The following is a 14,550-nucleotide window of genomic DNA, read 5'->3' as shown; positions in this document are numbered from 1 at the left end:
CCTACTTAAAACTTTAAATTTTCCGCTTAATTCGATATACATAAGCAAGCACTTCTGCCACTGCTTTGAAAAACTCGTCTGGTACTTGATCGCCAACTTCTACCTGATCATACATTGCTCGTGCCAATGGTCTATTTTCAACCATAATGACATCATGTTCTTTAGCAATCAGTTTAATCTTTTGAGCGATAAAGTCTGTCCCCTTCGCCACAATACGAGGAGCATCCATATTATTCTCATCATATTTGAGAGCAATTGCATAGTGCGTAGGGTTTGTAATGACAACATCCGCGCTAGGAATTTCCGACATCATACGACGCATCGCCATTTCGCGTTGACGCTGTTTGATTTTTGATTTAATTAGCGGGTCACCCTCACTATTTTTATATTCATCTTTAATATCTTGCTTAGACATTTTAAGATTTTTTTCATAATCATGTTTTTGGTACATCCAATCTAAAATGGATACACAGAGCAGGACGAGAGAAGCTGCAATTCCCATGATTCCTACAAGCTTGCCCACTGTAATAAGCGTAATTCCAGGGCTTTTAAAGGATAATGCCAAAACCTCTGGCAAATTAGTCCATACAATAATTGTCGTAACGCCACCGATAAAGCCAATCTTTAATACGGATTTAATCAGCTCTACAATGGCCTTAACTGAAAATATTTTTTTTAATCCCTTGATTGGATCCATCTTCGTTAAATCAAATTTCATAGGCTCTAAAGTAAATAAAAAACCAAATTGTAGAAAGTTACCTGCTAATGCTCCTACAAAGGCTATTGCCATAATTGGAACAACGATATAAGCCATCTCCACCAACATTTCTATAAATAAATGCATGACACTTTCAATCGTTAGAGTTTCTACGTGTATATTATGAATGAAAGTTTGTCTGAAAAAGGCCAATAAATCGTCTCGCATTGAACCTGCGAAGAAGAATAAGAAGATAAAGACCATGAGCATGACAATTGCACTGGAAATATCCTGACTTTTGACAACCTGACCCTTTTTTCGTGCATCTTGACGTTTTTTAGGTGTCGCCTTTTCCGTCTTTTCTCCAGAAAAATATTGTAAATCTAAGTCTAGTAGTAGCTTCATTTTATCCACCACCTAAAATTGCCATAAAATCTCGCATTGCATAAATCATGATACTAATCAGCTTTTGGATAACCTGAATCATGACAGCCATCATTGTAAATAACACTAGAAAACTTACACCAATTTTAATAGCAAAACCGACTACAAAAATGTTTAACTGCGGGACTGTTTTAGCAGTAATACCAAGCGCTAAATCAACTAAAAACAATGTTGCTACTACAGGCGCAGCCATTTGAAAGGCAATAGCAAAAACAGCTGTAAATGTTGTAATAATAAACGTTATATAATTGTCACTCGAGAAATGAGGAAATCCTTGATCTATCGGTAAAAATTGATAACTATAATAGATGCCATCTAGAATCATATGATGTCCATTAATGGCTAATAGTAAGAGGATTGCTAACATATTAAAAAATTGACCAATTAAAGGACTTTGTGCACCAGTTTGCGGGTCAATTATATTGGCGATAGCAAATCCCATTTGAAAATCAATAAAGCTTCCGGCTATTTGAATTGCCGACATGATGATATAGCCTACTAGACCAAGTAACAGTCCTATGAGGGCTTCTTTCATCACTAACAGTATGTAATCACCATTAAAGGCTAATGGCTCGACGTCTATCGTATAATACATCATCCAAGCTAAAACGAGTGCGAGAGTTATTTTGACTTGTGGTGGAATCGTTCTGTACGAGAAGAAAGGAACCGTAACAAAAAATGCTGATACACGCACAAGCACTAACAAGAAAACCGTAAAGTGCGGAATTAATTCATTCATCTACTCACCCTATATAACGCGTTAAATTCTCAAAAATATCTCTCGCATAGTTTGTCACCTGGGATAACATCCATGGCCCGAAAAATACAATGGCCACTAATACAGCGATGATTTTTGGAACAAATGCTAATGTTTGCTCTTGAATCGAAGTTGTTGCTTGAAAAATACTTACCGCTAAACCTGAAATTAGTGCAACTAAGAGTAGTGGACCGCTTGTTAGAAGGATAACCATAATGGCACGCTCTGCAATTGAAATAACCAATTCACCTGTCATACTGTATCATCCCCTAAAAACTTTGTAGTAATGATTTCATCACGAGATACCAACCATCAACGAGAACAAATAATAAAATCTTAAACGGTAATGAAATCATAACCGGTGGTAACATCATCATCCCCATCGACATAAGCGTACTTGCAACTATCATATCGATGACTAGAAATGGAATAAAAATCATAAAACCAATTTGGAAAGCGGTTTTAATCTCACTTAATGCAAAAGCAGGTACAAGCATTGTTAACGGAATTTCTTCTAACGATGCAGGTTTTTCCGCCTGATTGTATGTTAAAAACAAATCAAGATCCTTTTGCCTTGTATGCTTACTCATAAACTCCTTAAAAGGCACACTGGCACGATCATAAGCTTCCTCAAGCCCAATTTCTTCAGAAAATAAAGGCTGCAATGCCTCTTTGTTAACCTCTTGGAATGTCGGAGCCATGATAAAGAAAGTTAAAAATAAAGAAAGACCAACAATGACTTGGTTTGGCGGCATTTGCTGAGTCGCCAACGCAGTTCGAACAAATGATAAGACAATAACAATTCGTGTAAACGAAGTCATCAAAATCAATATACTTGGTGCCAGTGAGAGAACCGTTAACAGTAAAAGGAGCTTCACAGAATTGGAGACATTTGTCGGGTCGCTGTTGGACAAAATACTGATTGCATCATTCATTTATCATCATTCTCCTTTTGCTTCCATCTCTCCAGTTCTTCATTTCGCTCCTGTTTAATTTCGGATATCTTTTTTTCAAATAGCTCACCAAATGAGTCTTTTCCTTGCTCTATGGATGAACTCCCATTATTTTTTCTCTTAAACTTTGAAAATACTTCTGCAATATACGGTGATGTTGCTGCAAGTTCTTGTCGTTCATTATAAAGTGCTAAAAGTGCTGCAACTTCTTCAGGATCAGTAATTTCACGTAACAGCTGAACATCCTCGCCAACCCCAACTAAATAGAGTGTTTTCCCTACTTGTAATAACTGCACTGACTTTTGTGCACCTAACGATAAACCGCCTAAATTTTGTACCAATTGATTACGTTGAAAGTTTAAATTTCTTTTATTTAAAAACTTCATTAATCCATAAAATAAAGCTACAACAAAAATAAGCGCCAAAACCATTTTTATGTATTCCCATGCAGATATATCTCCAGCTGCTGATACTTTTGAATCTTGCGGAGCAGCTGGATCAGTATCTTCTTTACATGCTTCTGTTTTATTGATGCAATCATCGACACTGCCTGTGTTAGATTCAGCGAAGACAGAAGCAGGTGCAGGGTACAAAAATAGGAAGGGTACAAGAAATGCAAAAATCATCGTTAGACGAAATGATTTTAACATTTGCATGCAATCATCCTAGAGCTTTTTGAATCGCTTCAATTACACGATCAGCTTGGAAAGGCTTTACGATAAAGTCTTTCGCACCTGCTTGAATTGCATCGATTACCATTGCTTGTTGCCCCATTGCTGAACACATGATTACAGTTGCACTTGGATCTGAGCCCTTAATTGCTTTAAGAGCAGCAATGCCGTCCATTTCCGGCATTGTAATATCCATTGTTACTAAATCTGGCTTCAGTTCATTGTACTTTTCGACAGCTTGTAAACCATCAGCTGCCTCTCCAACCACTTCAAATCCATTTTTCGATAAAATATCCTTGATCATCATGCGCATAAATGCAGCGTCGTCTACAATCAAAATTCTTTTAGACATGGTTAACTCCTCCAATTGAAACTATCTTAAATTATTTAAACGCTCTGCTTGACTTAAAACATCTGTAATGCGGACACCGAAGTTTTCATCAATAACAACGACTTCACCTTTAGCGATTAAACGGCTATTTACTAAAATATCAACTGGTTCACCAGCTAATTTATCCAGTTCAATAATCGAACCACTAGATAGTTCTAATATCTCTTTTACAGAACGTTTCGTACGTCCTAACTCTACAGTAACTTGCAATGGAATATCAAGTAGCATATTTAAATTTCTAGCTTCAGATTGCGAGATTACATTCGTATCAAAACTAGCAAACTGCGCTTGTTGAACATTGACAGGCTGAACAGGTCTTGTTGCATAAGGGATTTGTTGTTGCTCTTGATACATTGGTTGCTGCTGTACTGGCGCCTCCTGCTGTTGATAAACTGGCTGTGCTGGTGGTGTTGCTGGCGCTTGTGGTTGCATTGGCGGTGGCGCTACTGGTGCTTCAGGTGCAATCGTCGCAGCTACAGGTTCTTCTATTGTTTGTGTTTCTCCTAAAAGTGACTTAACAATATTTTGACTAAATTTAAGTGGTAATAATTGCATTAAATTTGAATCAATTAAATTACCAATACGTAATCTGAAGGATACTTTTACAAGCAGATCATCTTCTGGAATATTTTCTCGCCCTTCATTTTGAGAAATATTCATTAAATCAATTGTTGGTGGAGAAATATCCACTTTTTTGTTGAATACAGTCGACATGGACGTAGCCGCAGAACCCATCATTTGGTTCATAGCTTCTTGAACAGCACTTAACTGAATCTCACCTAAGTCTGGTTTTGGATTTAAACCATCTCCGCCTAACATTAAATCAGCAATAATCGCTGCATCAGATTGTTTAATAACAAGTAAATTCATACCTGTTAAACCAATCGTATATTCAACTTGGACTGCCACATAAGGATGAGGAAATTCCTCTTCTAACTTATTGCGGTTAATCATTGAAATACTTGGGGTAGTAATATCTACTTTTTGACCTAACAACGCTGAAAGTGCTGTAGCAGAGCTACCAAAAGATATATTACCTACCTCACCTAATGCATCTTGGGCAAACGAATCGAGATAATCCTCTACTCGTATATCATTCATATCATCAATTGTAGAAGCTTCAGAGCCGCTGTTTTTATCTTCCAACGTCTCGCCCCTTAATAACGCTTCAATTTCTTCTTGGGAGAGCATTTCATCACTCATCTTCGTCTCCTCCTTTCAAAGGGTCGATAATTTGGATTGCTAATTTTTTGCCTTGCTTACCTGGTTGAACAGTAAATTTCGGTAATGTTCCTACTTTTAACATTAAAGGATTTTCGAATTTTTGATCTAACTGTATGACATCCCCAACTTGCATTGTCAGGAAATCCTCAATCGTGATATCTGTATTACCTAATTCAACGGTAAGTGGTAATTGTGCTTGTTTAACACGTGTTTCAAGCATTTTTGTTTGTTCTGGAGACATCTCTTTCGTATTTGTTTGCATCCAGTAACGAACAGAAAGATTTGGAACAATTGGTTCCAGTACGACATGCGGAATACAAATATTAATCATGCCACTTGTTTCACCGATAATCGTATTTAAGGAAATGACTACAACTGTTTCATTGGGTGAAATCATTTGTAAAAATTGAGGATTCACCTCAAGCTCCACTAAAATCGGATCAATTTCCGCAACATTTTCCCACGCTTCACGTAAATTATCAAATGAACGTTCAAATAGGTTAGTCATAATCTTTGTTTCAATTTCTGTTAAATTATCCACATTACTATGACTTGACCCACTACCGCCCATTAAACGATCTAGCATGGAGTAGGCGATATTCGGATTTATTTCCATCAATATATTACCATCTAATGGCGGCACTTCAAACACATTAATGAGCGTCATATTCGGAATCGAACGTACAAACTCTTCAAATGGTATTTGGTCCACTGATGCAACCGTTATCTGCACATAGCTTCTCAGCTGTGCAGAAAAGAAGGTTGTCAGTAGTCGTGCAAAATTTTCATGTATTCGGGTCAAACTTCGGATTTGATCTTTGGAGAATCGAAGTGCTCGTTTAAAATCATAGACCTTAACCTTGCGCCCCTCGTCCTCTTTCTTTATGTCGTCCGCTGACATTTCCCCAGTTGATATTGCGGAAAGCAGCGCATCTATCTCGGATTGAGATAACACATCTCCTGCCATTTGCCCACCTCCATTTCAAGCAGTTTTTCGTTTTATGAAGTAATAAAGGAGGTAAAATAAATCTCCTGAACTTCTCCCTCTTGCATCAATTCATTTATTCGGGTTTTTAATGATTTTTGGAAAATTTGTTTACCTTGCTTACCTTCTAAATCTTTTTGCTCCATTTCGGAAAGCTCCTGAATAACAATATCTTGCACCTGGAACATACGTTTCGTTAATTCTTTAGCTGCATCTTCACTTGATGTTTGAATTTTTAACGAAAAGCGTACAACTCTGTTATCAGCTAGATTTGTCGTTATTTCTGGAACCTCTACAGAAGCTTTTACGATGTCATCAATCGATGGTTCAAGCGATCCAGCTGGCTTATTAAATTGGGTAAGCAATACAAACGCAATACCCCCGATAAGTATGATTGCTACTAGTACGATAATAATCATCGTCAACATTTTGTTATTCTTCATCTTCTTCACCTCGTAGATGCGGGTTTGATAGTATTTGTATATTTTTATAAAAGGCGGTTACCTTTTGTCGCACCTCATCTTCACTCTGTAAAACAATGATTTTGGTTCCAGTCGTTAATGTTATAGTCGTATCTGGAAAAGATTCGACCGTTTCTATGTATAAAGCATTCAATGTGAATGCTTTGCCATTTAGACGTGTTAGTTCAATCATTGAAATAGGGCCGGGTCTAGCGTGAGAGCCGGCCCGACCCTCCCTCATATGAAATTATGTTTTGATAAATCTGAATGCCGTATTCATATCCTAGTAATATATGCGTTAGTAAGTATTTCTTAACAAATAAAGCATACAAAATTAAAACTATTTTAGTCTATCGTTTTAAGTTTACTAGCTCTTGAAGTATTTCATCAGATGTTGTAATGATACGAGTATTTGCTTGGAAACCACGCTGTGCCACAATCATCTCAGTAAATTCTTCTGATAAATCAACGTTAGACATTTCTAATGCTCCCGGAGCAATTGTTCCCATTCCTGCTACTGTTGCTACTTGAGCATACGGTGCACCTGAGTTCGTAGTAGCTTGGAAATAATTACTACCCACTTTTTCTAGACCACCAGCATTAGGAAATTTAGACATAATAATTTGGCCTGCAAATTTTGGCTGTCCATTAAAATCAATATAAGTAATTGAACCATCATTACCAATACTAAATGATTGAGCAGTAGTAGGAATTCGAATAGTTCCTATTTCACCTTCATTTGGTTCTAGTACACCATCCACCATTAAATTCTCACCGTCTGTACCAGAAACATCTGGCTTGTCGTCTAACACAACACCGTTATCATTATTTGCGTCTACAGAATAATCATCTGCTCTTACACCAACTAAATATTTCCCTTCTGAGTTGACAATATACCCATTTTCATCCATATAGAAATTCCCTGCACGAGTATATAGAATATTGCTAAATGCTTCTTCTCCAGTTTCTTCAATAACTCCATCATCATTTGGTGCAGTTCCATCAGCTACCATAAAGAATCCCTCACCTTGAATGGCAAGGTCAAGTCCCCTAAATGTATTTTGACGTGATCCGGAGCCATGAACTGTATCTATCGTAGCAAGCGTTGAACCGAGACCAACTTGAATTGGATTCGTTCCTCCACGAGTAGCTGTTGGTGAAGAAGCACCTGATGTTGTTTGGGACATAAGATCTTTAAATACCACACGACCTTTTTTAAAGCCATGTGTGTTAACATTAGCGATATTATTTCCAATAACATCTAATTTAGTTTGGAAGTTTTTAAGACCTGAAATACCTGAATACATAGAACGTAACATAAATGCCGTTCTCCCTTCATTTTAAATTGTGTGCGTCTATCATTCAGCACACTAGGCTTCCAATTAAGGTCCAGCCCTTAAAGCACAATGGTGCCATCAATATTTGTAAATAATTGTTGCTTTGCCTCCGTGCGATCCATTGCTGTAATGACAGTAGCATTTTTAGCACTGACAATTAAAGCCGCTTGATCCATCAAGACTAATGGTTGTTTGACACCTTTTGAATGTGCCTCAAATACCTTGTCTGATACAACCTGCCATTCTTGATCAGAAATCGCTATTTTACGCTCAATAATACGTTCTTGGGCATGCTTGCTCACTTTTAGTTCTTGTTGTTTGGTAGCCTCCTGTAAATGAGCTTGAAACGATTGCTGCGATTTTATTGGCGAGGGCTGTGTTTGGCGAATAGATGGATGCAATGGTACACGATGAATTGAAAATTTATCCATCATTATTCTCCACCTTTATTCGCTTATTACTGTAAAATCCTTATCTGTTAACCTTTTGTCATTATCTAATATATATTGTATAATGCCATCTTTATTTGTAACAGAAACGATACGTCCTTGCAGTTCTTGTTCTCCGTCTTTATAAGTAACATTTTTACCAATCAATTTGCTTGCTTGTACAAGTGGCGATTCTGTAACAGAATTATTACCGTTTGAATTTGCTGTTGAGCCATTTAAAATAGCTGAGATATTACCAGGAGTTATTTCTTTTCCATCAGTTAATTTGAAGACTACATCGCCATCAACAAATTTAAGTGATTCGATAATCCCTGTTCCTTCATTGACAATAAAATCTCCTTTTTCATCCTTTTGTTCAGTTAGTTCATGCCACTTTATTTCTTTACCTATAAATGTTGAATAATTCATAAGTTGTGTTTGTTGCTGTGAAGCAAGTAATGATTCCATTGCTTTTGTCATGTTTTGCATTTGTTCTAACGAAGAGAACTGAGCCATTTGAGAGATAAATTCTCGGTCATCCATTGGATTTGTTGGATCCTGATGTTGTAACTGAGTAATTAATAATTGTAGAAAGGCATCTTTACCAAGTTCACTATTTCCAGTTTGCCTTGTTGGTTTTTGATAATTAGAATAGTATAAATCATCAGTTATTGTTTTATTTACAGTTTTTGTTGTTGCATCTGCCATACTTACACCTCCTCGTTTATTAGATAATCACTAAAGGATTTGCCTTCATCGTCATCTTCGCTGCTTTGCTCCTGTTCTTCTTGCTGTTGCTGCTTAAAGAAATTACTAAAGAAGCTTTGATCTCTTTGTTGACGATCTGCATCCTGTAGCGATTGAGCAATATCTAGACGCTCAATTTGGATATTTTGCTGAACAAATGCTTGCTTTAACTGATGAGCTTGACTATCCAGTAATTCTCGTCCATGTGCTGTTGAAGCAAGCAGTCGAGCTGTTAGGACTCCATCATTCTGCACTAGTTCAATTCGAATTGTTCCTAAATTCTCAGGATACAATTTCAATGTTAAACGTGTAATACCCTGCGCATTCGATATTTGAGCTTTATTCATGATAGCTTGCATCTCTTTTAATAATGCCTCAGACTGTGCAGGTTTCGCTGCTGGCAACGTTACTTGGAATGTATCTGCTTTTGTTTGCACTGTATTGGCCGTTACCATTTCATTGGCGCTTGTGTCAGTCTGCTTTGTTACCTGAACCTGCTGTATCACATTCTGAAAACCCTGCAATGGAAGAGTTACAGTTGTTTTTGTTGTTACCTGTGGTGTAGTTTGAATTGTCTCTACATTCGTTTGTAACACTGTTAAAAGGCTTTTAATATTTGTCAGCACGTTTTCTTGTGGAGCTGTTAAATCTGTTTTTTGTCCAACTAATTGTGCTAATTTTAATACTTGAAGTAATTGCGTTGCCTCTTTTGGTGTAACCTGTCCTTCACCCTGTAAAGCAGTAACCACTTGTGCCTGTAGTACAGGTGCCTGAACGTCTACTAATGCTAAAAGCTCCCAAACATCCTTTGCTTCTTTATCTTCACCTAGCAACTTCTGTACTAAATTTTGAAGCTGTTCAGAATCAATGCCTAATGCATCCATTAAATTCTCAAGATTGAGCATTTCATCAATCGCAACAGCTTTATCATCCTCACCAATTTGAAGCATTAACAGACCATCATCATGTGGAATATCTAGTAAGTCAAGTACTTCCTCAATTGATTCAGCGTTAAGAACAGCTGCTAACTGAGCAATCTCTCCTGTTGCTGTTGGTTGTGCAGGCTGAGTTGTTTGATTTGAAGCAGACATAATTTGTCCAAAAACTGAGCCAAATGCAGATAGGTTATCATTTTTTGACCCTCCACTAGCTTTAACATCAGAACCACCATTTGTAGCAGTAGCTGCTGTTTTAGGTGGTATTGCTTTGGATATCATTTGCATCATTGCTACATCCATCTTTTTTCACCTCCTTTCATGTGTGTTATTGCTTAGCCATCATTTCTGTATATTTCGCAGCATTCTCTGGACTCATTTTTTCTAGAATAGCTGCTAATTTATCTGGCTTTAAATTTGTTAAAATACGAAGAGCCTCAGCATCACTCATTTTGATTAACACGGGTGCTGCAGCTTTAGGAGACATTTTATCGAATGTTACTAAAATATCATTAAAATCTCGCTTTGCATCGCTTTGTTCTCTATTTAGTTTTTCAATTTCAAATTGGAGCTGCTCTTTTTCTGTCAATAATTTTTCCTTTTCAGTCGTTGTAGTATCCAATTTCTTTTGTAGCTGTGCAATTTCAGCTTCTTTTTCCTGTATTTCCGCTTGTAGATTTACAAGTTTTGAATCATTGTTAACGACTGCATCTTTTGCCTGTTGTTCTTGTGAAGGAACAAATGGCAAGCTTTCAAAAGCTTTCTTTCCTAAATCAAAGACATTCGTATTCATTAGCGTTGCTACAACAAGTAACACGGCTACCACAAACATAATAGGTATGACAAACCAGGTGAAAAATTTTCTCAAGCCTCCTGATTTACGCTTTGGTTGTTGCTCTGCTAATTCTACTGAAAGTCGATTTTCCTTTTTCGCCATGAAATCACCTGATTTCTCTCTTGTTATACGTAAGGGTTGAAATTTCATCTAAGAAAATACCTTCAATCCGATCTTGCTCCTGCTGGAATAACTTAAAATCCTTTTCTCGCATTTTTTCAAATTTACGTACTTCCAAGTTTTTTTCTAACAGTTTTTCTTCGTACCAATTCATTTTTGAACGTGCTTGCACTACCTTCTGTTGTACATCTACAATTGTTTTTTCGAGGCTATCAATAAATCTTGCATAATGATGAATCTCATCTATAGATGAGCCAACAGCTAAGCGCTCTTGTTGAAAGTCAATTAAATCCTCTTTCTTTTTCAACAGTTCATACAGCTTAGTTGCTATTTCTTCAAAAGAACGAACTGATTCTTTATAAGCTATTTCTGTTTCATTTTTTTCTTGTTCACGAATGGTTAACACTTTTTCAAAACGATATAAATAATTCACCATTTATTTTCCACCACCGTTCGATAATGTAATTAACTCATTCATACTTTCAATAAGAGTCACTTTATCTAAATAACCTTGCTTAAGATATGCTGTTATTAGAGGCTCATAATAGATGGCTTCATCGATTTCTTTGGATGTGCCGCGTTTGTATGCACCGATATTGATTAAATCCTCTGATTTGTCATATGTATAATAAAGCTCTCTTAATCGTTCTGCTGCCTTTTTATGCTCTGGTTCTGCCACATGATTCATCAAACGGCTAACGCTTTTTAAAACATTGATGGCTGGATATTGACCTTTATTGGCAAGGTTCCGATCAAGCACAATATGACCATCTAAAATCCCTCGTACAGTATCTGCAATCGGTTCATTCATATCATCCCCATCTACTAATACTGTATAGAAGGCTGTAATAGAACCATTTTCATTCGTTCCTGTACGTTCTAACAGTTTAGGTAAAATGGCAAACACCGATGGCGTATAGCCTTTTTGAGCTGGTGGTTCGCCAGTAGCAAGACCAATTTCACGCTGCGCCATCGCAACACGAGTGACAGAGTCCATCATCAACATGACATTTAAACCACGGTTTCTAAAATACTCTGCAATGGCAGTTGCGGTAAAAGCTCCTTTAATACGCATGAGTGCAGGTTGGTCAGAAGTGGCAGCAACAACGATTGAACGTTTTAAACCCTCGGATCCTAAATCACGTTCTATAAACTCACGTACTTCACGACCACGTTCTCCGATCAGTGCAATAACATTTAAATCAGCTTGTGTATTTCGTGCAATCATGCCCAGCAAGGTACTTTTCCCTACACCAGAACCAGCAAATATACCAACACGTTGACCATTCCCGACTGTCAGCATACCATCTATTGCCTTTACGCCCACTTCAAGCCTTTCATCTATTGGTGGACGTGTCAGTGGATTTGGTGGATCCTGCTCAGTTGGAACCGTTAATAATCCCTTTGGCAACACTGTTCCATCAATAGGATTTCCCATTGAATCTAGTACTTTACCAATTAGCTCGGGTCCTACTTTTACTTCAAGTGGTGCTCCAGTCCCTTCAACTAAGCATCCAATTGAAATTTCTCGCAGAGAGGTAAAAGGCATTAAGACAACTATTTCATCCTTAAAACCAACCACCTCTGCCAGTATGATTTGATGACCATTTTTTGAAGTCTCCACATGAATTTTACAAACATCGCCAATGGAACTATCTGGACCTTGGGACTCAATCATTAAGCCGACAACTCGAGTAACCCTACCAAACTTTTTAAAGGTTGATATATGAGGAATTTGTTCGATTAATTGAGCCGTTTTCATCTAGATCATTCCTTACTTTCTAATATTTCATAGAGTTTTAATCTTAATTCATTCAATTGTTCATCAATGCTGACAACAATTCGACCATGATTTGTTTCGATAAAACAATCTGTTTCATTTTCTAAGTCTTCATTAACAAAAATCATGAATGGGACATCAGTTGGAAACATTTCAGCTAATTCATCACGATTTGCAGTAATTAATGCATAGTAGTTCGGTGAAACATAAATTTTTATTTCTTTCATTTCTCTTGCTTCTTTAAGTCCTCTGCGAACGATAGAAACAAATAATTCATTTTCACGCTCCAAGGATGCATCAATAATTCGCTCTGCTGCTGTTAAGCCCAGCTCTAATATGACTGCCTCTTGATCCTCAATATATTTCCGTGCATTTTCCTTAGCATGTATGATGACCTCATTGGCAGTTTGGAGAGATTGCATCATCGCTTCATTCGCCTTGTTTGTCCCATCTTCATATCCTTGGCCAAATCCTTCATCATATGCCTCTTGCACGCGATTAGGGCGTTCTTCCTCCCAGTTATGCTTTAGATGCTCAATTTCCTGATAGAACATTTGCTTCTCCTGTTCAAAAGCTTCACGTTCTGCCTGCAATTCGGCTCTCGCTTCTGTCAATACACGGTCTCTCTCTTCGAGAATTTCTTCAATCGTAATTTGTTTTTGTAATGGTGTTTCTTCCCCTTCAATTTCGGGTATTTCAAACATATCACGAATTTTTATCGTTTTAACATTATCGCCATTGGACTCTGTATAGATAGAACGGATGATTCTAGACAATGACGTCATCTCCTCCACCACGTGCAATAATAATCTCACCAGCATCCTCTAAGCGACGAATCACTGCAACAATTCGAGATTGTGCTTCCTCTACATCACGTAAACGTACAGGTCCCATAATCTCCATTTCTTCTTTGAAGGTTTCAGCCATACGTTGTGACATATTACGGAAGATAATGTCCTTCACTTCCTCACTTGAAACTTTCATAGATAGTAATAAGTCTTCATTTTCACAATCACGAATAACACGCTGAATCGAACGGTTGTCGAGTGTAACAATATCCTCGAATACAAACATACGTTTTTTGATTTCCTCTGCAAGCTCTGGATCTTGAATTTCGAGTGCATCCAAAATTGTTTTTTCTGTTTGTCGATCTACACCGTTTAATACTTCAACGACTGCATCAATACCACCAGTTTCCGTGTAATCTTGTGTAACTGTTGACGATAATTTACGCTCTAAGACAGACTCAATTTCACTAATTACTTCTGGCGAAGTGGACTCCATCATTGCTATACGTTTGGCGATATCTGCCTGCACCTCTTGTGGAAGTGAAGATAAAATAACACCTGCTTGCCCTGCTTCTAAATAAGAAAGAATGAGGGCAATCGTTTGTGGATGTTCATTTTGAATAAAGTTAAAGATTTGCGACGGGTCAGCTCTACGTGCAAAGTCAAATGGCCGCACTTGTAAAGAAGATGTTAAACGATTAATAATCGTTTGTGCTTGTTCAACACCCAGTGCTTTCTCCAATACTGTTTTTGCATAGCCAATACCGCCTTGTGTAATATAATCTTGCGCAAGTGCAATATTATGAAATTCCTCTATAATCTCTTCTTTAACGTTTGCTTCTACCTTTTTAACACTTGAAATTTCTAATGTTAAGCGTTCAATCTCTTCCTCTGTTAAATGTTTATAGACAGAAGCTGAAACCTCAGGCCCCAACGAAATTAACAAGAGAGCGGCCTTTTGTTTTCCGGTTAATTCCTTATCTTTCTTGGACACAGC

19 protein-coding genes are annotated in these 14,550 nt (G+C 37.4%); all 19 read right to left on the bottom strand.

What is annotated here, in order from left to right; all coding sequences use genetic code 11:
• Positions 1 to 13: 13 nt before the first annotated feature.
• Complete coding sequence (flhB, locus tag AC1RNS_RS06970; protein WP_492991593.1) at positions 14 to 1,102, bottom strand: flagellar biosynthesis protein FlhB; 1,089 nt, start codon at positions 1,100 to 1,102, stop codon at positions 14 to 16.
• 1 nt (position 1,103) lies between these two features.
• Positions 1,104 to 1,880, bottom strand: a complete 777-nt coding sequence (gene fliR, locus AC1RNS_RS06965) for a flagellar biosynthetic protein FliR (RefSeq protein ID WP_492991592.1) — start codon at positions 1,878 to 1,880, stop codon at positions 1,104 to 1,106.
• 4 nt (positions 1,881 to 1,884) lie between these two features.
• Positions 1,885 to 2,154, bottom strand: coding sequence for a flagellar biosynthesis protein FliQ (fliQ, locus tag AC1RNS_RS06960; protein WP_492991591.1), 270 nt, complete (start codon positions 2,152 to 2,154; stop codon positions 1,885 to 1,887).
• A gap of 13 nt (positions 2,155 to 2,167) precedes the next feature.
• On the bottom strand, positions 2,168 to 2,833 hold the full coding sequence (gene fliP / locus AC1RNS_RS06955; RefSeq protein WP_492991590.1) for a flagellar type III secretion system pore protein FliP: 666 nt from the start codon (positions 2,831 to 2,833) through the stop codon (positions 2,168 to 2,170).
• Positions 2,830 to 3,507, bottom strand: coding sequence for a flagellar biosynthetic protein FliO (locus tag AC1RNS_RS06950; RefSeq protein WP_492991589.1), 678 nt, complete (start codon positions 3,505 to 3,507; stop codon positions 2,830 to 2,832). The genes fliP and AC1RNS_RS06950 overlap by 4 nt, the downstream gene beginning before the upstream one ends.
• Positions 3,508 to 3,511: 4 nt before the next feature.
• The gene (locus AC1RNS_RS06945; RefSeq protein WP_008180756.1) at positions 3,512 to 3,874 is read right to left on the bottom strand and encodes a response regulator; all 363 of its coding nucleotides are present in this window, start codon (positions 3,872 to 3,874) and stop codon (positions 3,512 to 3,514) included.
• A gap of 21 nt (positions 3,875 to 3,895) precedes the next feature.
• Positions 3,896 to 5,116 (bottom strand): flagellar motor switch phosphatase FliY, encoded by a 1,221-nt coding sequence (fliY, locus tag AC1RNS_RS06940; RefSeq protein WP_492991588.1) that lies wholly within the window; start codon positions 5,114 to 5,116, stop codon positions 3,896 to 3,898.
• Positions 5,109 to 6,104, bottom strand: a complete 996-nt coding sequence (gene fliM, locus AC1RNS_RS06935) for a flagellar motor switch protein FliM (protein WP_492991587.1) — start codon at positions 6,102 to 6,104, stop codon at positions 5,109 to 5,111. Before fliM ends, fliY begins: the two co-directional genes overlap by 8 nt.
• A gap of 32 nt (positions 6,105 to 6,136) precedes the next feature.
• Positions 6,137 to 6,565 carry a flagellar basal body-associated protein FliL gene (gene fliL / locus AC1RNS_RS06930; protein ID WP_427540461.1) on the bottom strand — a complete coding sequence of 143 codons (429 nt, stop codon included), beginning with the start codon at positions 6,563 to 6,565 and terminating at the stop codon, positions 6,137 to 6,139.
• The gene (locus AC1RNS_RS06925) at positions 6,555 to 6,776 is read right to left on the bottom strand and encodes a flagellar FlbD family protein (RefSeq protein WP_049668748.1); all 222 of its coding nucleotides are present in this window, start codon (positions 6,774 to 6,776) and stop codon (positions 6,555 to 6,557) included. Before AC1RNS_RS06925 ends, fliL begins: the two co-directional genes overlap by 11 nt.
• A gap of 157 nt (positions 6,777 to 6,933) precedes the next feature.
• Entirely contained in the window at positions 6,934 to 7,902 is a 969-nt protein-coding gene (flgG, locus tag AC1RNS_RS06920) for a flagellar basal body rod protein FlgG (RefSeq protein WP_492991586.1), read from the bottom strand.
• A gap of 77 nt (positions 7,903 to 7,979) precedes the next feature.
• Complete coding sequence (locus AC1RNS_RS06915; protein WP_492991585.1) at positions 7,980 to 8,351, bottom strand: TIGR02530 family flagellar biosynthesis protein; 372 nt, start codon at positions 8,349 to 8,351, stop codon at positions 7,980 to 7,982.
• 15 nt (positions 8,352 to 8,366) lie between these two features.
• Positions 8,367 to 9,056: a flagellar hook assembly protein FlgD gene (flgD, locus tag AC1RNS_RS06910; RefSeq protein WP_492991584.1), complete on the bottom strand. Its 690-nt coding sequence runs from the start codon at positions 9,054 to 9,056 to the stop codon at positions 8,367 to 8,369.
• Between the two features lie 2 nt (positions 9,057 to 9,058).
• Positions 9,059 to 10,333, bottom strand: coding sequence for a flagellar hook-length control protein FliK (locus AC1RNS_RS06905; RefSeq protein ID WP_492991583.1), 1,275 nt, complete (start codon positions 10,331 to 10,333; stop codon positions 9,059 to 9,061).
• Positions 10,334 to 10,358: 25 nt separating this feature from the next.
• Positions 10,359 to 10,967 carry a MotE family protein gene (locus tag AC1RNS_RS06900; RefSeq protein ID WP_492991624.1) on the bottom strand — a complete coding sequence of 203 codons (609 nt, stop codon included), beginning with the start codon at positions 10,965 to 10,967 and terminating at the stop codon, positions 10,359 to 10,361.
• A 4-nt stretch (positions 10,968 to 10,971) separates the two neighbouring features.
• Positions 10,972 to 11,421 carry a flagellar export protein FliJ gene (fliJ, locus tag AC1RNS_RS06895; RefSeq protein ID WP_492991582.1) on the bottom strand — a complete coding sequence of 150 codons (450 nt, stop codon included), beginning with the start codon at positions 11,419 to 11,421 and terminating at the stop codon, positions 10,972 to 10,974.
• On the bottom strand, positions 11,422 to 12,747 hold the full coding sequence (fliI, locus tag AC1RNS_RS06890) for a flagellar protein export ATPase FliI (RefSeq protein WP_427540479.1): 1,326 nt from the start codon (positions 12,745 to 12,747) through the stop codon (positions 11,422 to 11,424).
• 5 nt (positions 12,748 to 12,752) lie between these two features.
• Complete coding sequence (fliH, locus tag AC1RNS_RS06885) at positions 12,753 to 13,541, bottom strand: flagellar assembly protein FliH (RefSeq protein WP_492991581.1); 789 nt, start codon at positions 13,539 to 13,541, stop codon at positions 12,753 to 12,755.
• Positions 13,534 to 14,547 (bottom strand): flagellar motor switch protein FliG, encoded by a 1,014-nt coding sequence (fliG, locus tag AC1RNS_RS06880; RefSeq protein WP_492991580.1) that lies wholly within the window; start codon positions 14,545 to 14,547, stop codon positions 13,534 to 13,536. Before fliG ends, fliH begins: the two co-directional genes overlap by 8 nt.
• Between the last annotated feature and the right edge of the window lie 3 nt (positions 14,548 to 14,550).

This window comes from Lysinibacillus sp. GW821-FHT14F06, assembly GCF_058803665.1.
Note: the sequence above shows the minus strand (reverse complement) of the source record. Positions and strands in the feature narration are given on the sequence as shown.